General features: G+C 54.7%; 18 protein-coding genes and 1 tRNA gene. 15 read left to right on the top strand and 4 right to left on the bottom strand.

Features of this window, described 5'->3' with window-relative positions; genetic code table 11:
- Positions 1-101: 101 nt before the first annotated feature.
- Together HMPREF3039_RS12905 and HMPREF3039_RS12900 are read right to left on the bottom strand one after the other, a co-directional pair.
- Positions 102-1,886: an ABC transporter ATP-binding protein gene (locus HMPREF3039_RS12905; RefSeq protein WP_067573760.1), complete on the bottom strand. Its 1,785-nt coding sequence runs from the start codon at positions 1,884-1,886 to the stop codon at positions 102-104.
- A complete protein-coding gene (locus HMPREF3039_RS12900) occupies positions 1,880-3,730 on the bottom strand; it encodes an ABC transporter ATP-binding protein (RefSeq protein WP_067952196.1) in 1,851 nt (616 codons plus the stop codon). Before HMPREF3039_RS12900 ends, HMPREF3039_RS12905 begins: the two co-directional genes overlap by 7 nt.
- Before the next feature lie 179 nt (positions 3,731-3,909).
- On the opposite strand from HMPREF3039_RS12900, the gene HMPREF3039_RS12895 reads away from it, so the two are divergent.
- The 10 genes from HMPREF3039_RS12895 to HMPREF3039_RS12850 all read left to right on the top strand — a co-directional run bounded on the left by HMPREF3039_RS12895 (position 3,910) and on the right by HMPREF3039_RS12850 (position 12,828).
- Positions 3,910-5,322: an NAD(+) synthetase gene (locus tag HMPREF3039_RS12895; RefSeq protein ID WP_067573762.1), complete on the top strand. Its 1,413-nt coding sequence runs from the start codon at positions 3,910-3,912 to the stop codon at positions 5,320-5,322.
- A 77-nt stretch (positions 5,323-5,399) separates the two neighbouring features.
- A complete protein-coding gene (locus tag HMPREF3039_RS12890) occupies positions 5,400-6,200 on the top strand; it encodes an MlaE family ABC transporter permease (protein WP_067573764.1) in 801 nt (266 codons plus the stop codon).
- Positions 6,201-6,216: 16 nt separating this feature from the next.
- On the top strand, positions 6,217-7,035 hold the full coding sequence (locus HMPREF3039_RS12885) for an ABC transporter ATP-binding protein (protein WP_067573766.1): 819 nt from the start codon (positions 6,217-6,219) through the stop codon (positions 7,033-7,035).
- Between the two features lie 18 nt (positions 7,036-7,053).
- The gene (locus HMPREF3039_RS12880) at positions 7,054-8,058 is read left to right on the top strand and encodes an MlaD family protein (protein WP_067982864.1); all 1,005 of its coding nucleotides are present in this window, start codon (positions 7,054-7,056) and stop codon (positions 8,056-8,058) included.
- Positions 8,059-8,200: 142 nt separating this feature from the next.
- Positions 8,201-8,527 carry an ElaB/YgaM/YqjD family protein gene (locus HMPREF3039_RS12875; RefSeq protein ID WP_067573770.1) on the top strand — a complete coding sequence of 109 codons (327 nt, stop codon included), beginning with the start codon at positions 8,201-8,203 and terminating at the stop codon, positions 8,525-8,527.
- Positions 8,528-8,586: 59 nt separating this feature from the next.
- Entirely contained in the window at positions 8,587-9,033 is a 447-nt protein-coding gene (locus HMPREF3039_RS12870; protein ID WP_067573772.1) for a phage holin family protein, read from the top strand.
- Positions 9,033-9,395: a hypothetical protein gene (locus tag HMPREF3039_RS12865; protein WP_067573774.1), complete on the top strand. Its 363-nt coding sequence runs from the start codon at positions 9,033-9,035 to the stop codon at positions 9,393-9,395. Before HMPREF3039_RS12870 ends, HMPREF3039_RS12865 begins: the two co-directional genes overlap by 1 nt.
- A gap of 134 nt (positions 9,396-9,529) precedes the next feature.
- A complete protein-coding gene (locus tag HMPREF3039_RS12860; protein WP_067573776.1) occupies positions 9,530-10,612 on the top strand; it encodes a type IV pilus twitching motility protein PilT in 1,083 nt (360 codons plus the stop codon).
- Positions 10,613-10,637: 25 nt separating this feature from the next.
- On the top strand, positions 10,638-11,732 hold the full coding sequence (locus HMPREF3039_RS12855; protein ID WP_067573778.1) for a type IV pilus twitching motility protein PilT: 1,095 nt from the start codon (positions 10,638-10,640) through the stop codon (positions 11,730-11,732).
- 22 nt (positions 11,733-11,754) lie between these two features.
- Positions 11,755-12,828, top strand: coding sequence for a peptidylprolyl isomerase (locus HMPREF3039_RS12850; protein ID WP_067573780.1), 1,074 nt, complete (start codon positions 11,755-11,757; stop codon positions 12,826-12,828).
- A 304-nt stretch (positions 12,829-13,132) separates the two neighbouring features.
- On the opposite strand, the gene HMPREF3039_RS12845 is transcribed toward HMPREF3039_RS12850, so the two are convergent.
- Positions 13,133-13,873, bottom strand: coding sequence for an SGNH/GDSL hydrolase family protein (locus HMPREF3039_RS12845; RefSeq protein WP_067573782.1), 741 nt, complete (start codon positions 13,871-13,873; stop codon positions 13,133-13,135).
- Positions 13,870-14,991 (bottom strand): acyltransferase family protein, encoded by a 1,122-nt coding sequence (locus HMPREF3039_RS12840; RefSeq protein ID WP_231863939.1) that lies wholly within the window; start codon positions 14,989-14,991, stop codon positions 13,870-13,872. The genes HMPREF3039_RS12845 and HMPREF3039_RS12840 overlap by 4 nt, the downstream gene beginning before the upstream one ends.
- Before the next feature lie 583 nt (positions 14,992-15,574).
- Here HMPREF3039_RS12840 and HMPREF3039_RS12835 point away from each other — a divergent pair.
- The 5 genes from HMPREF3039_RS12835 to HMPREF3039_RS12815 all read left to right on the top strand — a co-directional run bounded on the left by HMPREF3039_RS12835 (position 15,575) and on the right by HMPREF3039_RS12815 (position 21,332).
- Positions 15,575-15,650 (top strand) — tRNA-Ala (locus tag HMPREF3039_RS12835).
- A 54-nt stretch (positions 15,651-15,704) separates the two neighbouring features.
- Positions 15,705-17,231 carry a hypothetical protein gene (locus HMPREF3039_RS12830; RefSeq protein WP_067573786.1) on the top strand — a complete coding sequence of 509 codons (1,527 nt, stop codon included), beginning with the start codon at positions 15,705-15,707 and terminating at the stop codon, positions 17,229-17,231.
- A gap of 100 nt (positions 17,232-17,331) precedes the next feature.
- Complete coding sequence (gene kdsB / locus HMPREF3039_RS12825) at positions 17,332-18,081, top strand: 3-deoxy-manno-octulosonate cytidylyltransferase (RefSeq protein ID WP_067573788.1); 750 nt, start codon at positions 17,332-17,334, stop codon at positions 18,079-18,081.
- Positions 18,082-18,095: 14 nt separating this feature from the next.
- On the top strand, positions 18,096-19,703 hold the full coding sequence (locus tag HMPREF3039_RS12820) for a CTP synthase (protein ID WP_067573790.1): 1,608 nt from the start codon (positions 18,096-18,098) through the stop codon (positions 19,701-19,703).
- 66 nt (positions 19,704-19,769) lie between these two features.
- Positions 19,770-21,332: a sodium:solute symporter gene (locus HMPREF3039_RS12815; RefSeq protein ID WP_067573792.1), complete on the top strand. Its 1,563-nt coding sequence runs from the start codon at positions 19,770-19,772 to the stop codon at positions 21,330-21,332.
- Positions 21,333-21,529: the final 197 nt, after the last annotated feature.

Raw genomic sequence — 21,529 nt, 5'->3', positions numbered from 1 at the left:
TGTTTGACAATAGCTCTTTCCTCCATGCCTTGAGAAAAAACAGCCATCTTTCCTCCGGCCGCCCGCCGGGAGGGAATCCCGGCCCTTCCGCCGCATCCCTTTTACAGGGACTGGCGGTCGTACAGCTCCCGGTACAGGGGGCAGGAGGCATACAATTGCTCATGGGTGCCGTCCCCTACGATGCGGCCATCCTCAAATACCAGAATGCGCGTCGCCACCCGGATGGAGCTGAAGCGGTGGGCCACAATCAGCGCCGTTCTGCCTTCCACCAGCCGGTCCAGTTCATGCTGTATCTGTGCCTCGCTTTCCGCGTCAAGGGAGGCGGTGGCTTCGTCAAGAATCAGGATGGGAGCGTCTTTCAAAAACGCGCGGGCAATCGCCACGCGCTGGCGCTGGCCTCCGGACAGGCCGCTTCCGCCGTCGCCAAGCACGGTCTGGTAGCCCTCCGGCATGCCCATGATGAACTCGTCCGCGGAAGCGGAACGGGCGGCGGCGATGACTTCCTCATCCGTGGCGTCCTGGCGCCCCAGCCGGATATTTTCCATGATGGTGCCGTGGAACAGCACGGGATGCTGGGAGACGAAGGCGATGTTTTTGCGCACGTCGTGCAGGGTTGCGGCCCTCACGTCCACGCCGTCCACAAGCACGGCGCCGGAACTGACGTCGTAAAACCTGGGCAGAAGGCTGGCGAAGGTGGTTTTCCCCGCTCCGCTGGGCCCCACGAGCCCCACCACCTCACCGGGGCGGATGTGGATATCAATGCCGTTCAGCACATGGCGGGCTCCGTCGTAGGAGAAGGAAACATGATCGTAGTCCAGCCTGCCCGCCGCACGCCCCAGCGGAACGGGATCGGAAGGCTCCGGCATGGTGTCCGGCTCTTTCAGAATGTAGTTGATGCGCTCCAGGGAGGCATACGCGCTTTTCAGGTTGGTGAGGGTGACGCCCAGGCGCTTGAGCGGGTCATAGCACATGAACAGAGCCGCGGCCAGGGCCGTAAATTCGGCTTTGGTCATGCCCATTTCATTTCCCTTCACCAGCAGGATGCCCAGGCCCAAAGCCGTCACGATTTCCAGGACCGGCACCAGGAAATGCCTGTATTTTACCGTCCTGAGGTTGATTTGAAAAAACCGCTGGATCAGCCCCAGGAATAATCCCACCTGCTGTTCCTGCATGCCGTAGGAGCGGATTTCACGCTGGGCCGCCAGGTTTTCCTGCGCGGCGGCGGTGATGTTCCCCAGTTCCTCCTGCGCCAGCTTGGCTTTCTTCATGATGCGGCGGCCGAAAAAGCGGATGGGCCACACCGCCAGGGCAATCAGCCCGAGATTCAGCAGCACGATGGCCGTATGCGGATTGACAAAGACCTGGTAAACGAGAAATCCCAGCGCGGCCAGCAGTGTAAGGGGCTGCTTGATGATGTCATTGGCCGCCACAACCAGGCCGCTCTGCACGCCGGCGGCGTCATTCAGCAGGCGGCTGATAAGGTCTCCGCGCTTCTGGCGGTCGATGAACGACAGGGGAAGGGTTTGCAGCCTGGAAAAGGCGTCCAGCCGGATTTCCTCCAGCACCTTCATGCTGACGATGCTGATCCAGTACACGTTGAAGAAGGTGCCTATTCCCCTGATGGCAAATATCAGCGGCAACAGGGAACATACCGCGACAAGCACGGCGACATGCATGTGTTCCGGAGCCACCGTCCGGGCAATGATGTCATGCACTTCCGGCGGAATTTGCGTATTGTCGAATACCACGGGGAATACCTTGGCAATCATCACGGGAAAGCCGAATCCGCTGGCGGCGGCGGCAACGGCCCCGGCTGCCAGCGCGGCGATGAACAGCTTCACCACCGGCTTCAAATACCGCGCGTACTCGAAAAACTGCCTTAACATGACGCACCTCCTTCCTCTTCCGCAATCATTTGCTGCTTGGTGTAAAGATCCCGGTACAGGGGGGATTTTTCCATGAGTTCCTCATGCGTGCCGTCCGCGGCAATGCGCCCTCCTTCCAGAACCAGAATGCGGTCCGCCATGCGGATGGTGCTGAACCGGTGGGCGATGATGAAGGTGGTCCTTCCTGAAGCCAGCTTCTCGATTTCCTTCTGGATCAGTTCCTCGCTCTTCATGTCCAGGGACGCCGTGGCTTCATCCAGCACCAGAATGGGAGCGTCTTTCAGAAAAGCCCTGGCCAGGGACACGCGTTGACGCTGTCCGCCGGAGAGCCCTTCCCCCATCTCGCCGATCAGGCGGCCGTAGCCTTCCCCGGTCTCATTCACAAAACTGTCCACGGCGGACATCCTCCCTGCCTGTTCCACTTCTTTGTCCGAAGCCTCCGGGCGGCCTATGCGGATGTTGTCCGCCACGGACCCGCGGAACAGGACGGGATACTGGGACACCAGCGCAATGTGGGACAGCAAGTCCCTTTTGCTCATTTCCCGCACGTCCACTCCATCCACCTTCACGCTGCCTGAGAGCACGTCGTAAAAACGGCACAGCAAGTTGATGAAAGTCGTTTTCCCCGCCCCGCTGGGGCCGACGAGGGCAACCACCTGCCCCGCCGGAATGCGGACGTCAATATTCCGCATGACGGGGGCATCTTCCTGATAACTGAAACAGACATTGTTGAATTCGACTTCCCCCTTCCATTCTTCCGGACTTTTCGGAGTTTTCGGTTCGGGAACGTCGTCCGCGGCATGCAGCACTTCATTAATGCGCTCCAGCCCGGCTTTGAGGGTTTCCGCCTTGTTGTGGACCGCTCCCAGCCTTTTGACCGGCTCATAGCAAAGGTACATGGCCGTAGCCAGGGAGGCGAAGTCCCCCATGCTCATCCCGTTCATGTTGGCGACAAAGAGGGTGGCGGCCATGGCAACGGCGCTGACGAATTCAATCAGGGGCGTCAGCAGGCTCTGCCACCGGACCACGCTGATGGAAGCCTGGATGTAACGGCGTATTCTGTTTTTAAAGAGGTTGGTCTGCTGCTGTTCCAGTTCAAAGGCGCGGATGTCCCGCTGGGAAGAAAAATTTTCCTGGAGCGTGGAGGAAAGATCTCCCTGGCTGGCCTGCACCGTGCGTGCGCGGACAAGCATCTTTTTGCCGATATAGCGGATGGGGATCACGCAGGCCCCCACCAGGAGCATGTTGGCCAGCAGAATCAGAAACTGCTGGCTGACGGACGCCTTGTAAACCAGAAATCCCAGAGCACCGAACAGGGTGAGGGGCTGGATGATCAGATCATTGGCAATCTGGACCAGGCCGCCCTGGAGAAACTGGGTATCCTGCATCAGGCGGCTCAGCAGGTCCCCCCGCTGGCAGCGGTCATGGAAGGAAAGGGAGAGGTCCTGAAATTTCCTGTACACCTTGAGCCGGATGGTTTCCAGCACGCCCAGCCCTATTTTGGACAGCAAATAGACATTGACGAAGGAAGACAGGCCGCGGACCACCACGACAAGGGGCAGCAGGGCCGCCGCCACCCAGACGGTCAGCCACGGCAGTTCCTCAGGCCGCACGAACAATAGCATGATGCGTTCCGCATAGACGGGGAGCGGTTCCCCGTCAAAGATCACGGAGAATACCGACTGCAGGATCGCCGGAATGCCGAAGCCGCTGGAAAGGGCGGCGATAACGCCCCCGAGCACGGCTCCCGCCAGGGTTAACTTGTAAGGGCGAAGGTATTCGCGCCATAAATGCACGATGTTCTGCGCAGCGGGTTCCTGCCCCTGTGTTGACTGTTCCCTCATAAATAGTTGCGACTGATGCCCCCGCCAACGGACGGCAGGCAATCGGGACGGATCATACCATGAAGCGCGGACATGACAAGCTCCTTGCTGTAAAAACTCCACAGGAATATTCCCCTTTATGGGGAATTCACGGCATCCCGGCTTGTCCGGAACCGCGGAATGGGCTAGCCTGCCGGACCATGTTGCGAACAGGACTGATCCAGCCGGAAACCATTCCCGGCCAATTTCCCAGAAATCTCCGGGCCATCGTGGAACTGTACCGGACCTGCCTGGACCGGGGAGCGGAAATCGTCATTTGCCCGCCTCTGGCCCTGGGGGGCATGAACACGGGGGAACTGACCCTGCGCAGCGGCTTCCGGACGCAGCACCAGGCCGCCCTTGAATATCTGGCCCGTGAAATAGCGGAAGTTCCCCTTCTGCTTGGCGCTCCGGATGCCGGAGGAATCCGCCTTTATCTGCTCCGCTCAGGCCGGCTCCTTCCCCAGAAAGCCGTCATCCCGGGTGAATGCCAGGAGAAAAACTCAGCTCCGGCCTTAGGCCTGTTCCGGGGAAAGGAATCCGGGGAATTTGCCGTCCGTCCCGTGGGGGAACAGAATGAACGCCCATTTTTCAAGCCGTGCTTGCTTCTGCGCATGCCTGCGGCTCCCTGGCATGAGGGACAACTGGAACAGGACGAAGAGGAAAGCCGCCGTCTGGCGCTGGAAACAGCCCTCCCGGTAGCAACCGTCCGCCTGGCGGGAGGGGAAGGTCCGTTTCTGCTACCCGGAGCTTCATCCCTGTGGTCCGGCACGGGAGAGCTGGCCGCCAGGCTGCGGCTCTTTGAACAGGACGCGGCAGTTATCCCGGGAGAAACGCCAGCGGACGGAACCGCCCCCCTCCCTGCCCCGGACCGGCAAACCCGGCATGCGCTCCGCAAGGGAACGGCGGATTTCATCCTGAAGGCCGGCTGCGGCTCCGCATGCCTGAACCTGCTGGAGAGCGCTTCTTCAAGCCTGCTGGCCCATGTGTTGAAAAAATCACTCCCCGCTCTCCCCGTCACGGGATTCATCCCCCGCTTGTCCGGCACGCCGGAAAAGGACATTGCCCGTGCGGAATATCTGGCCGCCGGACTGGGAATCCGCACCATCAGCCTGCCCTCCATAAGTGAAGTGCAGTCCGGTTCCGCAGAAGAAGGCTGTCTTTCCGCGTGCCGCATCCGCGCTCTGGCGGATGAAGAGGGGGTGCTCCTGCTCTCATCCCTGAACGGAACGGACATCACGACGGACCTCCGCGCCATCCGGGCGGCCTGCACGGCGGATTTCATGCCGCTGAAAGACCTGTATGAATCCGAACTGGCTGCCCTGTTCCCTGAATTCGCCACCGCATCACCGGAGGCGGTCCTCCGCGACGGCCTGCTCATGCGCCTGCACAGGGAGCATGTGTCCGCCACGCACCTGGCGGCTCTCATGCCGGACCGGGAACTGGAAATACGCAGGTTGCAGAGGCTGGCCCGTACTACGGAATGGGACCGGAGAAAACTACCGCCCGGGCTCTTCCTGCGCTCCATTCCCGGCACGCCGGAAGTACCTGCAATCCATCAGATGGCGGACTAGGACACGCCTATTCCCTTTTAACCCTGTGGCGTACATTGCGCTTGCTCTTCGCACGGAATAAGTGATTAGTAGGGTCCATGCAGTTCTATGTAGCCACCATGATTGGCCGCACCGCCATTGGCCTGATTGATCGTCTGGGATCAATCGGACTGCTGATGTACCAAGTATGCGCCTGCATGTGGACCGGAAAGTTCCGGATGCGCGTCCTTGTGGAACAAATTGCAAAAATAGGCGTGCAGTCACAGCCCGTCGTTATCATTACCGGAGCCTTCACGGGAGCCGTGCTGGAGGCGCAGACGCTGTTCCAGCTTCAGACGGTGAGGATGGAAACCATGGGGGGAGCCGTCGTCGCGGTGGGCATGTTCCGGGAGCTGGGGCCCGTTATCACCGGGCTGATGCTTGCGGGGCGCGTGGGATCGGCCATGGCCGCGGAAATCGGCACCATGAAAGTGACGGAACAGGTGGACGCCCTTAAGTCCATGAACGTGGACCCCGTGGATTACCTGGTAAAGCCCCGCATCCAGGCCATGCTCATTTCCATGCCCATCCTGATGATGGAAGCCGTGCTGGTAGGCATCGTCTCCGCCTTCATCGTCAGCATTACGGCCTTCAACGTGGACCAGGCGTACTGGATGCACTTCATGAGCAAATTCGTAGCCATGGGGGACATCATCGTGGCGCTGGTCAAGGCGCTGGTCTTCGGGCTCATCATTTCCCTCATTTCCTGCCGGGAGGGCCTGAATACCAGAAACGGGGCCGTGGGAGTGGGCAAGTCCACCATGCAGGCCATGGTGTATGCCTCCGTGGCGCTCCTCATTGCCAACTTCATCCTGACCATGATTCTCAACTCCATCTTCCCCATGGGATTCATGAGATAACCCTTATTCCAAAGCCATGCAGCCGTTCATCCGCGTAAGCCAGCTCAAACAAAGCTTCGGCGCCCAGGAGGTGCTGAAAGGCGTGAGCTTTGACGTGGACAAGGGGGAGCTTCTGGCGCTGATCGGCGGTTCCGGCGCCGGGAAAAGTGTCATTTTAAAGCATTTGGACGGCCTGATGGACCCTCTGGACGGCTATGTGGACATAGACGGAAGGCGCATCAGCAATGTTCCGGAAAAAGTAAAAAGGGAAATCCGGAGCAAGATTGGATTCATGTTCCAGCAGGGGGCCCTGTTCGACTCCCTCAGCGTGGGGGAAAACGTAGCTTTTCCCCTGCAGGAAGCAGGGCTGAAAAATGAAGAAGAGCTGGATTCCCGGATTTCCGCGGCGCTTGAATCCGTCGGACTCTCAGGACAGGAAGAAAAAATGCCCGCGAACCTTTCCGGAGGCATGATCAAGCGCGTGGCTGTAGCCAGGGCCATCGTCATGACGCCGGAATGCCTGCTGTACGACGAACCTACGGCAGGTCTGGACCCCATCGTCACGGACAGCATCAGCTTCCTGATCCGCCAGATCTGCAAGGACAAGGGCATTACCACCGTCATCGTCTCCCATGACATGCCCAGCGTGATCCGCATTGCGGACAAAATCGTCTATCTCCGGGAGGGAACGGTTTACTGGACAGGCACGCCGGAGGAACTGCTGCATTCCGAAGATCCGGTCCTGAAAAAGTTCCTGTACGGGGATTCCGGGGAAGACTGGGCCTCCCTGGCGGGAACGCATGAAAATTTTCAACGGGTTCTGCTGGAACGCGCGGAACGGGAAAGAAACCAATAGAAAAACCGCCATCACAACATGAAGCAAAAACTTAAACCGGAAACATGGGTAGGCATTTTCCTGATTGCCGGAATACTCATGATCCTGGGGGTCATTCTGGGCTTTGGAGGGTTGAAAACCACCAAGGAACAAACTTACCCCATCAACATCATTTTCAAGGATTCGGCGGGTCTCATCAAAGACTCCCAGATACGGCTGGGCGGCGTTTCCGTGGGAAAAGTCACCAAGGCCCCGGAACTTCTGCCTTCCGGCAATGAAGTGATGCTGGAAGCCAGCATCCAGCGCGGCGTAAAAATCCAGGTGGGTTCCGTCTTCCGCATAGACATGCAGAATATTCTGGGAGACAAGTACATTGAAATCGTTCCCCCTTCCCCACCCACGGACCAGTACATCCAGCCTCATGAAACCATCATGGGGCAGGCGGAAAGCGACATCAGCAAGCTCAAGAACAATGCCGTGGTGGCCAGCGAGGAAATCCTGGCCATCCTGAAACGGATAGAAAAGAATTCCGGCAATATTGACGAAGCCCTTCTCAACATCAGCGAGGCGGCCAAGGGCCTGTCGCAGACCACCAAGATCATCAATGAAAACCTTTTGGACCAGGAGAACCTCCAATACGTCAAGGGCGTACTGATGAACATGGACAAAACGGGGAAGGAGCTCCCCGGCCTGATGGAAGAAACCAGAACATCCGTGGCTGCCATGAAGGAAACCATCCGGAATGCCCGCAAGATCATTGACGGAGTGGAAAGCAGGCTGGAGGGACTGGACCCGGCCATCAAGGAAATTCCCTCCACGCTCACCGCCCTGCGCAAGGCTTCCGACCACATTGCCTCCGTTACGGCGGATGCACGCAAGAACCAGGGCTTCCTGGGCCTGCTGCTTTATGACGCCCGCTTCCGCGCCAACGCCCAGGAATTCATCCGCAACCTGAGAGATTACGGCATTCTCCGCTACCGGAATCCGAACGAGCCACAGATCAAGGCCGATCCGCGCGGAGGTTTTTCCGGCAGCCGACGCTGACGGCGGCCCACAATTCGGCATGAAGCCGTTTTACACACTTGCCATTAGTGGGAAGAATGCTAAAAATCCCTAATGTGAGAGGCGAACACATGTAAGCCGACATGTTTTCAACAGGAATTCAACCTTAACACTCTAATCAATCATGCAAGACAATCAAACCGAACTTGAACCGACCGTAACAGCAACGGATGCCAGCTGCTCCTGCCCCTCCGCCCGCGACATGGCCGTTACCAGATTTCACCAGGCCCGGGCTTTCGCCGCGGCCAAAGTAAACCAAATCCGCAAGGCAGCCACGGAACAAGCGGGCACCATCCGCGATTACGCCCAGGAAAAGGGAGTGGTCATCCGCGACAAGGCCAAGCATCTTCATGAAGCCAGTGAAGAATACGTGAAGGAAAAGCCCACCCAGTCCATGCTCATCGCCATGGGCGTGGGTCTCCTGATCGGACTCCTCATCCGCCGCCGTTAATCTGTCCCGCGCCATGCGTCCCGCACGCATGGCGCTTCCCCTTCCGTCCAATTCGCGCCATGGGTCTGATCGACAAATTCAAACGCACCTTCGTCACCCCGGTCATGGAGGAAAAAGAGGAAGGGATGGCTATGGCGCGTTCTCTCAGGGAAGCCGGTGCGGCCGCACTCTCCCATTTAGAAGCGTTGTACGGCCTGCTCAAGCTGGAGCTGGAAGAAGCGTCCAAACGGCTGGGCCAAAAAATGGCCCTGCTCCTGCTGGCCGCCTTCATGGCCCTCTTCGGCTACCTCTTCGTATGGTGCCTGCTGACCATGATCATGGCCTATTATTGGAACATCATCGCAGGGCTTGCCGTGACGGCCGGGTTCCACATTCTGGTTGCCGCCATTGCGCTGGCCATGTTCAGCCGCATTCGCGTCACTCCCATCGCCCCCGCTACGGCGGAAGAACTTAAAACGGATTTATCATGTCTGCAAATGGCTCTCAAAAAAAGCTCGAACTCCTGATGCAGGTAGCCACTTCCCGGCTGGACATCGTCAATGAGACCGACGCTTTCACCCAGAAGGTGCAGCATCAGGCGGACCATCTCCGGCAGCTGAAAAAAAGAGCCATGTCCATTCCTGTGATCGGCTCCATCGTCGGCACAGTGGGAGGCATTCTGCTCATCAAAATGCTCACGGGAAAAAAGAGCCATCCGGCCCCGGCGCGTCCGCGCCTGTCCGGCCTGCCCGGAGGACTGGTCAATTCCTCCATGTTCAGGTTCATTATTGAAATCCTGATTACCCTGGCCTTCCCTTCCCTGAAAAAGCTGGGGTTTGACCTGGCCAACAAAAAAATCCTCAGCCTGTTCAAATTCCGGAGCCATTGACGGCTCCCTGCCCGGCAAAGGAAAAACGCCATTTTTACGGCGGTTCCGAAAGTGGAGGACTTTTTATTTTTTGCTGGTCAAAAAAGGCCCCTTTCCGCTAGTATGTAGCTTTATCAGTTTGCTGCATTCAAAACATGAGCGAATACATTTTGCCCCACGTCGACGGATATCTTAAGCTTGGACAGGACTTTGACTGTTCCGATATCCACCTTGCCGTCAACAGCCGCCCCACATGGCGCCGGTTCGGCCAGCTTCTGCCCATCTGGGAAGAAGCCCCCAACCTCACCCCCAAGGACACGGAAATCCTGGCCCGGGGATTCCTGGAGGAGCCCGAATGGAACCGCCTCCAGCAGCGCGGCGACGTGGACTTTGCGTATGCCAACGACTTCGGCCGCTATCGCGCCTCCGTCGTCAAGCAGCGCCTGGGCTACGACATCTGCTTCCGTATCATCAACACGAAAGTCCGCACCATGGAAGAAATCGGGCTGCCGACGGACTATGTGGTGCCTCTGACCCGCTACACCAACGGCCTCATTCTGGTGACGGGCTCCGTGGGTTCCGGTAAATCAACAACGCTGGCCTCCATCGTGGACTTCATCAACCAGGACCGCCACGACCACATCATCACGCTTGAAGACCCCATCGAATACATCATTCCCTCCAAAAACTGCCACGTCAACCAGCGTGAAGTGCACAAACACACGGAATCCTTCGCACGGGCTCTGCGCGGCGCGCTCCGTGAAGACCCGGACGTCATCATGGTGGGTGAAATGCGCGACCTGGAAACCATTTCCCTGGCCCTCACCGCCGCAGAAACGGGCCACCTGGTGCTCGGCACGCTGCACACGGGGTCCGCAGCCCGCACGGTGGACCGCGTGCTGGACGTCTTCCCGGTGGAACAGCGCGACCAGATCCGCATCATGGTCAGTGAATCCCTGCGCGGCATCATTTCCCAGCAGCTCGTTCCCAGGGCGGACGGCAACGGCCGCGCCCTCGCCATTGAAATGCTCGTCAACACGCCCGCCATTGCCAACTGCATCCGCGAAGGCAAAACCTTCATGATTCCCGGCTGCATCCAGACAGGAAAGGCCCAGGGCATGATTCTGATGGACGACTCACTCAGGGCCCTTTACCAGGCGGGGCTCATCACCGCAGACGACTGTCTCTTCCGCTCGGAAGACAAAACCATCATGAAAGCCTTCCTGGGCATCAAGTAACCTTTAACTTTGACACATTCCTGTTATGGCTGTTATCGACCAATACTTCAAATATCTCGTAGAATCCGGAGGCTCCGACCTTCACCTCAGCGAAGGCCAGCCCCCAAAAATCCGTGTCAACGGCACCATTTCCGCCATTTCTGACGAAAATCTGGAGGGCCAGGCATTCAAGACCCTGCTCTCGGAAATCTGCGACCCGCAGGCATTCCAGAAATACCTGGAAGAAGGCGATCTGGACTTTGCCTATGAAATGGACGAAACTTCCCGCTTCCGCTGCAACTACTTCAAGCAGCAGCATGGACTGGGCGCCGTCTTCCGTCTCATTCCCACAAAAATCGCTACGCTGGAAGAGCTGGGCGTTCCGACGGTGGTCAAGGAATTCGCCCACATGAGGTCCGGCCTGGTGCTGGTTACCGGCCCCACCGGTTCCGGTAAATCCACCACGCTGGCCGCCATCATCGACTACATCAACAGCAACCAGGCACGGCATATCATCACGGTGGAGGAACCTATTGAATTCGTCCACCCCAATAAAAAATCCATCGTCACCCAGAGGGAAGTTCCCCTGCAGACGCCTTCCTTCGCGGACGGTTTGCGGGCTTCCCTCCGCGAAGACTCCGACATCGTGCTCGTGGGTGAAATGCGCGACCTGGAAACCATCTCCCTGGCTCTCACCGCCGCGGAAACCGGCCTTCTGGTCTTCGGAACCCTGCACACGAACAACGCCAGTAAAACCATTGACCGTATTATTGACGTCTTCCCCTCCGACCAGCAGTCACAGGTGCGCACCATGCTCGCGGGTTCCCTCCGCGGCGTCGTGGCCCAGCTCCTGATGAAGCGCTGCGACAAGCCGGGACGCGTGGCCGTCAATGAAATCCTCTTTGCCACTCCCGCCGTGGGCGCCATCATCCGCGAAGGCGCCACGCAAAAGATTCCGGATGTCATCGTGGGCGGCAAATCCATGGGGATGCAATTCATGGACGACGCCATCTGGCAAAAGCTCCAGCAGGGCATCGTTTCCCCGGAAGAAGCTTACATGAAGAGTATTGAAAAGAAGAGGTTCCGCAACTTCCTGCCCCCCGAGTCGGCCCGCCTGGCGGATTCCGGTGGTGGAAACTAAGCCTCCTCGTACCTTGCCCCTTATGTCCCCCACCGGAAAATTCACGTTCAAGCTCGTGATCTATGGAGCGTTCCTGCTCTATCTGGTGGGGGACTTGTTCATTTGGCACGGCTTCCTGGCGGGCAGGATGGATGCCTACCTGAAACCCATGCCTGGGCCGCCCGGAGACAATTCCGAACGCATCGCGGAAGTTTACGGAGAACCGCTTACCGCCAACCAGCTGAACAGGAGAATTGCGGAGCTGGGCATTCTGCGCCAGCCCGCCGTGCTGGACATGGGAGACGGCATGACGCTCACCCATGAACTGGACGTGCAGAAGGAGCTGGCCCCCCGTGCCAGATATGACCTCATCAGCTCCTCCCTCCTGCGCTTGAAAACCCGGGTCAACGACTTGCAGCTCCCCAACCGCAATGCGGAAGCCGCCCAGGCGGAAAAGCAAATCCAGTCCCGTTTTGACGGCGACAGGGAAAAATATCTGGAAATGCTCCACGGCCAGAAACTCACGGAAGAGCAGCTCCGGCAGAAAATTGCCGCCCGCCTCAAGCAGACGGAACAGCTTTACCGCGCAACCATCAAGGTTGCGGATCCTACCGATGAAGAACTGAAAATCTACTACAATCTGATCAAGGACAGGCTTAAAACTCCGGATTTGCGGCAGACCAGGCACATTTTCCTCTCCACCCTACACAAGGACGACAATCAGGTCAAGCAGGCGGCGGAAGCCCTGTTGGCGCGCCTGCGGACCGGAGAATCCTTCGAACGGCTTGCCAAAAGTACCAGCGAGGATGAACGGACGGCTTCCGCCGGAGGCTCCCTGGGCTGGATCAACCCGGCCCGTACTGCGGAAACCTTGGATCTGGACATTGCCTCGCTGCCTGACAACACGCCTGTGCTCGTCAAAAGCAAATGGGGATGGCACATCATGGAAGCCTCCCCCTTGAAAAAAGGGCGCGTTCCATCCTATGAGGAAGCTCTGCCCGCCCTGAAAAACGCAGCCCAAAGTCTCCGAAGGGTGCAGGCCACAGGACTGTACATGGATGGTCTCTTTGAAGAAGCCCATCTTAAAAACCGTATCAAAAACAAGCAGAGGCATTAAAGCCACGCCGGAATTCCGGAAAAACCGGATGATTCCGCCCCGCCTCTTTCTCCTTTTCCATTTGGAAGGAGACGTTATTTTCCTGTTGCATCCATTGCCGGCATGATCCTGTCATCATGGGGAAACTCTCCCCGGCAAAATGAGGTGAAGGATGGTCTTCCTGGAAAGCATCCTCATTCCTATTATCAAGTTTTCCTAATACAGAGGAGGAAAAAACTGGTAGATGCTTGAAATAAAAGATTCTCTGAGTTATGAGCTTCTGCTTTTATCTGCATGCCATCCACAGGGGAAGAAGAGCAACGCTTTACTTAGGGTTCTCCTGATTTTTCACACTTTCGACAAACCGTGATAAAGGAGCGGCAATACGCTCATAACCGGCAGGAGACAAATGGACATTGTCGGCCATGTACCTATCTGCAGCTCTTGTTTGCCCAGGCTCCTGCAATTCCTTGAACAAGGGACAAACATAAATATTCCTCCCCCATGGTTCGCTTAACATTTTTTCCCGGAACCTCCACATCGAGGTTTCTTCCCTGGCATTGAGAGGGGGTATCAGAACAAGGCGGATAGACTCGTCGTACTTCTCTTTCAATTCATGCACAAGGATTCTGAGTCCTCTCATTACCAGCCAATCCGGAGTATTGATGGAAATATTGTTGGTGCCGATGCAAAGGACAATTACGGAAGGCCTGGCAAGATCAAACAATCCATCATGAATACGCCATCGCAAATTTCCAATGGTATCCCCTGCCGTCGCAACATTGATGCATCCCAGAGGTTCCATAAAACGCTTCCAGGACTCTGGTGAATCTTTTAGCCAGAAATCCATCAGGGAGTCACCACACACAATAATCGCTCCATCAGGCGATTCATCCAGTATATGTTTGTCTCTTGCATGCTTCTCAAGTCGTTTCGCTCCCATTTCCGGATACTCCTCTTCCAAAAATACGATTTCTGCACGCCTTGCAAAAAGGGCAAGATATGCGCACACTACGCAAGCCACTCCTATCAACAGACAAAGGGCAATTTTTTTTATGATCGTCATGACTGTCTTTTAGGGAAGTTCCGGACATTGGCCAAATAAGGCAACAACCTCGGAGCATATTTGGAGATGAGAAGATAGAAGCATGAAATTACTCCAATGACGGCCATTATTCCGACAATGCACAATATGAACGATTTTTTCCAAATCCAATCTGGAGTGAGATTAAATATGGGATAATGCAGAATAAATATTAAAAATGAGGCTCCCGACAATTTGGTCAGAAAACCACTCTTGTTGCAGTATTTGTTCAATAGAAAACCCATGAATAAAATAAAAAATGATCCTGCCAGCAGCAATGCCGGAGTATAACCTACAAAATACCAGTCTATTTTAAAAACGCCCAGATCGCTCCATCGCTGGAAAATGGACCAATCTGTATGGGATTGAACACAAAAAAAGTAATTATTAAGGCCGGTGGCAAAGAATAATCCTGTAAGCAAAAGCCAGATTTGTATGAGTGATTTTTCATTTCTTTCAAAAAATTCTTTAACTTTTCCAATGTCATATTTGCTCAAGTAGAGGCCAAGTGAAAACTCAGCTAATACAAATGGGGATAATGTCGCGTTGATGGAATTGATCACTATTGGCCAGTTCATGCAAAAGGCCAGCACGATGAAAGGAATTAAAAATGTCCTGAATTTGATCAAGATGGGGGTAGCAAGAAAACAAAGCAATAAATCTCTCAAAAACCAGGTGGGCGTAGAAAAAGGCTGTCCGATACTGACCTGGACTCCCAAAGGATTGAAATCAGGAACAAACAAACTCTGATAACCCACCAGGCGGCATAAATACTCGGAAACATGCATATAAGGAACACTGTGGTATTCAAATGAAATGATAAAGTTCCAAAAGAGAAATGGAACCAGCAGAGAAATAAACCGCGACAAACACCTGTCCCAGGAAATGTTCTTTCCCATGAAATACCCGGAGAGGATCATGAAAAACGCTACATTGCTCCCTCCCGTTAGAGAATGGCTGATGCTGTTGATTGTAAAATTCGGGACATGCCAGAATACTATAAGTATGGCCGCCAGAAGCTTGGCAATATCAAGCCATTTCTCCCGCCCAAGATAATTTCCCATTGAAAAGCCTTCATGGTGATCTTTGGAGTCAATCATCGGTGCCTTCATATCAGAGTTATGAGTAATATATTTAAAACGATCATGAATTGAGAGTCCAAAATTATTTGAAAGCCCCTCCGTAATAATACAAACAATTGCATTACAGAAGAAAAACGCAATATTCTTGTTTTATGCAAAGAACATCCATTTTAGGAAAAATATTAATTTTCCAAATAAAAATCAAATTATTCTAATTAAGGATTCTTTCACGTAACTTGCATCATCCGCCAAGGATGCTTCAATTTTTAAACTCTCAAGTCAAGCTTATAATGGGAGGATATCCTCCCTATTTTGAACACGCATTTTACAGGCATGACACACCTAAAAACATTTATCATCAATATGAAGCTATTATTTATTAATAAGAAACTTCCTCAGTAAACCCACGAATGCCGACTGATAAAATTCATACCGAGACCTATTAAAGGAACTGACATTTCAGGCTCTATCTCCGGTATTACATTAAAAAATTCTGCACGATCCTTTCAGAAGAGACATCGTGAAAAAATTATCCTCCTTTATTCAATTATGCTTGATCTCCACAAGGATGTCGAGTAGCTTGCCTCCGGTAATTCCTAAAGGGGTATTAGCTCAGTTGGTAGAGCGTCTCGTTCGCAATGAGAAGGTCAGGGGTTCGAATCCCCTATACTCCACCATCCATCCTTCTTTTCTGTTACCGGTTTGTTCCGTACAGAATTTCAGACCGCGTTATGAATGGCGATTTATTCAAGATTACACTGATTTCAGTTATTGCCATTCTCCTCGCCATCATCGGAGGCCTCATATCTGCAGACGGTGATCTAGTTTCCATTGCCGTTGCCATAGCCCCGTTTGCCCTGGCAGGACTCTACTTGATGAAAGAAAAAGTATGGTATCTCTGGATACTTGTACCGCCTCTTTTTATCCCTTTTTCATCAATTAGTTCCTATGCTCCCTTATTCGCCTATACTCTCGCCCTGCCTTTTTATTTATGGAATGTCATGCTCAGGCGCTCCAGCTTGACCTGGAATTCCATTCCTCTGCTGGATACCTTTATTTTCCTTCTTTTCATCCATGTTGCCTATGTTTTTCTGACTCATCCCTTTGGGCTGGGAATAAACATTCTGGAAGATTATTATGGAGGCAAGGGATATATCATGTTCCTGCAGGCGTTGCTGGCCTATTTATGTCTGTCTTCATTAAAAACAACCAGCCAGGAGTTAGGAAAGGTGCTCCAATGGTCTATTGCCCTGATTCTTCTCTTTACACTGGCCCAAACGGCAAGGACATTACTCTCTCCCGAGTCTGCAGGAGCAGAAGCAGGGACGGCCGGAGATACACGAAACTTCTCTTACCTCGCCATCTCCGTACTAGTACTTCAAGTGCTTATTTTAAAATACTCTGTATGGCAGATGATCAAACGTCCCTGGTGGGGGTTGTTGGCGGCCTCGGCATGCGCAGGAATTTTAATTAGTGGATTCCGTTCCTCCATTGCCATTATCCTGTTGCTCTTCTTTATCGTCTCCTTACTTTACAAACGATGGTTTGTCAGCATTGTAGCCCCCATTCTCGGGTTAGCCATGCTTATGCTTCTTTCCTCATCAAAAACCTTGCTTGAACTTCCTTTTGGGGTACAACGAATATTATCCGTCCTCCCATTTCTCGAAGTCAGCTCCCAGGCCAGAGAGGATGCGATGGCTTCCATCCAATGGAGAGTGGAAATGTGGAAATGGGCCTTGGATGACAGGGAAATATTCATTCAAGACAAAATATTCGGCGATGGATTCGCCCGTGACATCAATATCCTCAAAGCAAACATTTACGAAGAAGCATACCATCTCACCAATACCAACCAGATATCTTTCGCCTGGAACGGAACATGGCATAGCGGCCCGATATCTACTATTCAGGCAATTGGATATGTAGGTCTCACACTATATTCCATCATATCCGTCATCGGCATGGTCTATGCATGGCAGGTCGGCCGCATTTATCGCTACAGCAAATACAGCTTGGGTATTCTATTTGTTACAACCCTTTACTTCATCCGTCCTCTGGGTTCCTTTTTCCTTTACGGGGAAAATACTTACATTGCTGAGGACATCATTTCACTGGGAATCATCAAGGTCTTGTTTTGCTGTGCCAAAAGGGAGGGATTGTACGTTTCCATCCATATGCGCAGGGAATATGTTCCTCTCATGATACAGCAGAAGGAAGAAAAACCTGGACTTCCCAGCTCTTCCGGGATTCCCTGCTGAATATTCCGATGCACTTTTCGGAAAAACCGTCTTCTTCCACTGCTTGAGGCTGGACTATTCGGAGGGGAATTGATAAGGTCCCGAAACGTTTAACCTCTCCATGGCATCCGCCCCTCTCCACCATATCATTGGCCTTATCCCTGCGCGCTGGGGTTCCTCCAGATTCCCGGGCAAACCCCTTCATCCCATTGCCGGAAAACCACTTGTCCAACACGTATGGGAACGGGTCTCCCAGTGCAGCCGGCTGGACGATATGGCTATCGCCACGGATGACGGACGCATTCTTGAGGCCGCGCTGGCGTTCGGGGCAAAAGCCATCATGACTTCTCCGGACCATCCCAGCGGTAGCGACCGCTTGGCGGAAGCTGTCCAGGTATTTCCCTCTGCCACCCATATCGTCAACATCCAGGGGGATGAGCCTCTCATCGATCCGGCCCTGATTGACCGTCTGGCCGGTGTGCTGGCGGCAGATCCCGCCCTTCCCATGGCCACTGTCGCCTGCCCCATTGACAGAGAAGAAGACCTGGACAATCCCAATATTGTAAAAGTGGTTCTTGCCGGCAGCGGAGATGCGCTTTATTTTTCCCGGTCCGTCATCCCCTTCGCCCGCAATTCACGTATTTCCCCGCCCCTCAGGCATCTTGGCATTTATGCCTACCGCCGGGACTTCCTTGAAAACTATGTCCGCTGGAAACCTACCCCCCTGGAACTCACGGAATCCCTGGAACAATTGCGCGCACTGGAAAACGGGGCCAAAATCAGAGTCATCCTGACGGACCATGTCAGCGTGGGAGTGGATACGCCGGAACAGGCGGCCCAGGTCGAACAGATTTTATTAAACACACACTAGGAACAGACATTATCATGAAATACATCTTCGTCACAGGCGGCGTCGTATCATCTCTGGGCAAGGGCTTGGCAGCCGCATCCATCGGCACTCTACTGGAACGTTGCGGACTGAAAGTGACCCTGCAGAAATTCGATCCCTACCTCAACGTGGACCCGGGCACCATGAGCCCGTTCCAGCATGGAGAAGTGTACGTTCTGAATGACGGTGCGGAAACGGACCTGGACCTGGGGCACTATGAACGTTTCGTCCATTGCAGCCTTTCCCGCCTCAACAACCTTACCTCCGGGCAAGTCTTTGAAAACGTATTGAGAAAGGAACGCCGCGGAGACTACCTGGGCAAGACGGTCCAATACATCCCCCACGTTACGGATGAAATCAAGAACAGGCTCTATGAAGTAACGGAAAAATCCGACGTGGACATCATCATCACGGAAATCGGAGGCACAGTAGGAGACATGGAAGGCCACATCTTCTTGGAAGCCCTTCGCCAATTTGCCCTGGAAGTGGGCCGGGACAACGTCTGTTTCATCCACGTCACCCTGCTCCCCTACATCAAGGCGGCCGGGGAGATGAAAACCAAGCCTACGCAGCAATCCGTTGCAAAACTCCGGGAAATCGGCATTCAGCCCGACGTCATCATCTGCCGGACGGAATACGACATGAGCGAGGACGAACGCCGCAAAATCGCCATGTTCTGCAACGTAGAGGCCAAAAATGTCATTGCGTTTCGTGACGTGAAAAACACCATTTACGAATGCCCCCTGGACCTCAGCCAGGACAAGATCGACCGCATCGTGACAAAACGCCTGGGACTGGACGTCCCTCCCCCGAATCTCGCGGACTGGCAGCGCTACGTAGGCAGGGTCGTCAGCCCCAGCCATTCCGTAAGAATCGCCGTTGTCGGCAAATACATCGCCCTTCAGGATGCCTATAAGTCCATTTATGAATCCTTTACCCATGCCGGCGCGGAAAATGACGCCCGCGTGGAAATCCTGCGGGTGGATGCGGAAGAACTGGAAGAAAAGGGAGCGGAAGCCCTGATCGGTTCCGTGGATGGCCTTTTGGTGCCCGGCGGCTTCGGCGACCGGGGTATTGAAGGAAAAATACAAGCCGTACAATATGCGCGCACCAAGGGCATTCCCTTCATGGGCATCTGCCTGGGCATGCAGGTGGCCGTCATCGAATATGCGCGCCATATTTGCGGCATGGACGACGCCAACTCCACGGAATTCGACAAAGCTACGTCCCACCCTGTCATCTGCCTCCAGGAAGAACAGAAAGGCATTGAAAACATGGGAGCCACCATGCGCCTGGGCGCCTACAAGGCACTGATTACGCCGGGAACCCTGGCCCACAAGCTTTACGGCAAGGACAACGTCAATGAACGCCACCGCCACCGTTACGAATTCAACCCCGCCTACCGTGAAGACCTGGAAAAAGCCGGCCTGGTCATCAGCGCCATCAACGATGAGCATGGACTGGTGGAGGTAGTGGAACTCCCCACTCATCCCTTCTTCATCGCCTGCCAGTATCATCCGGAATTCCAGTCAGCGCCCAATCGGGCCCATCCGCTCTTCTCCGGCCTGGTCTCTGCGGCGCTGGAATATAAAAGCCGCTCCTGATCCCATCCCTGACCCGCAAGGACTTTTCCGGAGCTGAAATACCGGAAAAGTCCTCCCTCTCCCGGCATGTTTACGGACTCCCTCGTCATAGCCATCTACTTTCTGGCGATCTTCGGTATTGGCATCTACGCGGGCCGCAAACAAAACACCCTGACAGATTATGCGCTGGGAAACCGTTCCCTGCCCTGGTGGGCCATCCTGGCCTCCATCCTGGCTGCGGAAATCAGCGCGGCCACCTTCCTGGGAGCGCCGGGGGAAGGCTACCATACCCGCAACTTTACCTATGCCCAGCTATGCATAGGCACGATTCTGGGCCGCATTATCGTCGGCAAGCTCTTCCTCAAACCTTATTATGACTATAAGGTAGTCTCCATTTATGAATATCTGGAAAAACGGTTCGGACTGCTGACCCGGCGCACTGCCTCCATGGTCTTCCTGATCAGCCGGGTTCTGGCCAGCGGAACCAGGCTCTACTTTGCAGGCATTCTGCTTGTCATTGCTTATCAGTTTATCACCAATACTCCGGCAGATTCCGAACAGATAGTCCTGCTTTACATCGCCGCGCTGGTCATCATCAGCATGGCCACCACCATTTATACGGCCATAGGCGGTCTGAAAGCCGTCGTCTGGACGGACGTGCTGCAGGCGGCGGTACTCGGCGTCTCCATGCTCTCCGCCCTTTGGATACTGTTCTCCCACATTCCCGGCGGCTGGGACTCCATTTCCGCCGTCATGAACGGAGGGGATGACTGGAAATTCTTTTCCTGGGGAACGGAAAAAGGACTCAGCTTCCTGGAACAGTGTTCCCACATTCTGGGACAGGAATATACGGTATGGGCAGCGTTTCTGGGCGCTACGTTCATCACGATGGCTACACACGGGACGGACCAGGACATGGTCCAGCGCATGCTGGCTGCCAAAAACAGCAAGGCCGGAACACGCGCAGTCATCGTATCCGGCCTGATGGACTTCCCCATCGTCATACTCTTCCTGTTCACGGGCATTCTCCTGTACGTCTTTTACCAGTACAATCCGGCAGCCCTGCCCGCAGACACGCCCAAATTGCACGTATTCCCCTACTTCATCATTCATGAACTCCCCGGCGGAGTCCGCGGACTTCTCATTGCCGGATTGCTTGCAACCGCCATGGGCTCCCTGTCCACAGCCCTCAACTCCCTGGCAACCACCGCCACGAAGGACTGGTACCAGGGCATCTTCAAGCCGGACGCCACGGAACGCCAGCTGCTCCGGTGCGTGCGGTGGGGTACGGTGGGATTTTCCCTGCTGCTCATTATGGTGGGCTCCGTCACGGCCTGGTACGTAGTGCATCATCCGGAAGTGCGCATCATCCAAATTGCTCTCGGCATCTTCGGCTACACGTACGGATCCCTGCTTGGCATCTTCCTGCTGGGAATGCTGACCCGCACCAGGGGCAACGACACCGGCAACATCCTTGCCATGGCGGCAGGCTTCATCGTCATAGCCGTTCTGACCGGCCTCATTCCTCTCCCGGCTTCCTGGGAACAGCATATCCCGGAAATAGCCTTCCCCTGGCGCGTCACCATCGGCACCTTGGCAACGTTTTTCGTCGGACTGTGCTTCCGCAGCCGTCACGAACTTTCCCGTTAAAGGGCATTATTCCTTCCCGGAATCACAATTTACGGACAAGAAAACTTGGGGACATGCAAGGAACCCGATGCGTGCCGCGGAATCCCTCCGGACAAACGCTGTTACCTTTCCCCCTCTCCTTTCCTCCACGCATCATACCTCTTCAGGGGAAAGCCAGCGGAAAGAAACAATGTTGAACCGGCGGCCAAATGCCTTGT

Source organism: Akkermansia sp. KLE1798 (assembly GCF_001580195.1).
Classification (GTDB): domain Bacteria; phylum Verrucomicrobiota; class Verrucomicrobiia; order Verrucomicrobiales; family Akkermansiaceae; genus Akkermansia; species Akkermansia biwaensis.
This window is presented reverse-complemented; position numbering and strand designations above follow the sequence as displayed.

Bases quoted from the DNA above. Each gene is read 5' to 3' on its own strand.
- HMPREF3039_RS12870 (WP_067573772.1), top strand. From the start codon at position 8,587: ATGGGTCTGATCGACAAATTCAAACGCACCTTCGTCACCCCGGTCATG.
- HMPREF3039_RS12815 (WP_067573792.1), top strand. From the start codon at position 19,770: ATGTTTACGGACTCCCTCGTCATAGCCATCTACTTTCTGGCGATCTTC.
- kdsB (WP_067573788.1), top strand. From the start codon at position 17,332: ATGGCATCCGCCCCTCTCCACCATATCATTGGCCTTATCCCTGCGCGC.
- HMPREF3039_RS12840 (WP_231863939.1), bottom strand. From the start codon at position 14,991: ATGATTGACTCCAAAGATCACCATGAAGGCTTTTCAATGGGAAATTAT.
- HMPREF3039_RS12865 (WP_067573774.1), top strand. From the start codon at position 9,033: ATGCAGGTAGCCACTTCCCGGCTGGACATCGTCAATGAGACCGACGCT.
- HMPREF3039_RS12905 (WP_067573760.1), bottom strand. From the start codon at position 1,886: ATGTTAAGGCAGTTTTTCGAGTACGCGCGGTATTTGAAGCCGGTGGTG.
- HMPREF3039_RS12890 (WP_067573764.1), top strand. From the start codon at position 5,400: ATGCAGTTCTATGTAGCCACCATGATTGGCCGCACCGCCATTGGCCTG.
- HMPREF3039_RS12900 (WP_067952196.1), bottom strand. From the start codon at position 3,730: ATGAGGGAACAGTCAACACAGGGGCAGGAACCCGCTGCGCAGAACATC.
- HMPREF3039_RS12860 (WP_067573776.1), top strand. From the start codon at position 9,530: ATGAGCGAATACATTTTGCCCCACGTCGACGGATATCTTAAGCTTGGA.
- HMPREF3039_RS12885 (WP_067573766.1), top strand. From the start codon at position 6,217: ATGCAGCCGTTCATCCGCGTAAGCCAGCTCAAACAAAGCTTCGGCGCC.
- HMPREF3039_RS12850 (WP_067573780.1), top strand. From the start codon at position 11,755: ATGTCCCCCACCGGAAAATTCACGTTCAAGCTCGTGATCTATGGAGCG.
- HMPREF3039_RS12880 (WP_067982864.1), top strand. From the start codon at position 7,054: ATGAAGCAAAAACTTAAACCGGAAACATGGGTAGGCATTTTCCTGATT.
- HMPREF3039_RS12895 (WP_067573762.1), top strand. From the start codon at position 3,910: ATGTTGCGAACAGGACTGATCCAGCCGGAAACCATTCCCGGCCAATTT.
- HMPREF3039_RS12820 (WP_067573790.1), top strand. From the start codon at position 18,096: ATGAAATACATCTTCGTCACAGGCGGCGTCGTATCATCTCTGGGCAAG.
- HMPREF3039_RS12845 (WP_067573782.1), bottom strand. From the start codon at position 13,873: ATGACGATCATAAAAAAAATTGCCCTTTGTCTGTTGATAGGAGTGGCT.
- HMPREF3039_RS12855 (WP_067573778.1), top strand. From the start codon at position 10,638: ATGGCTGTTATCGACCAATACTTCAAATATCTCGTAGAATCCGGAGGC.
- HMPREF3039_RS12875 (WP_067573770.1), top strand. From the start codon at position 8,201: ATGCAAGACAATCAAACCGAACTTGAACCGACCGTAACAGCAACGGAT.
- HMPREF3039_RS12830 (WP_067573786.1), top strand. From the start codon at position 15,705: ATGAATGGCGATTTATTCAAGATTACACTGATTTCAGTTATTGCCATT.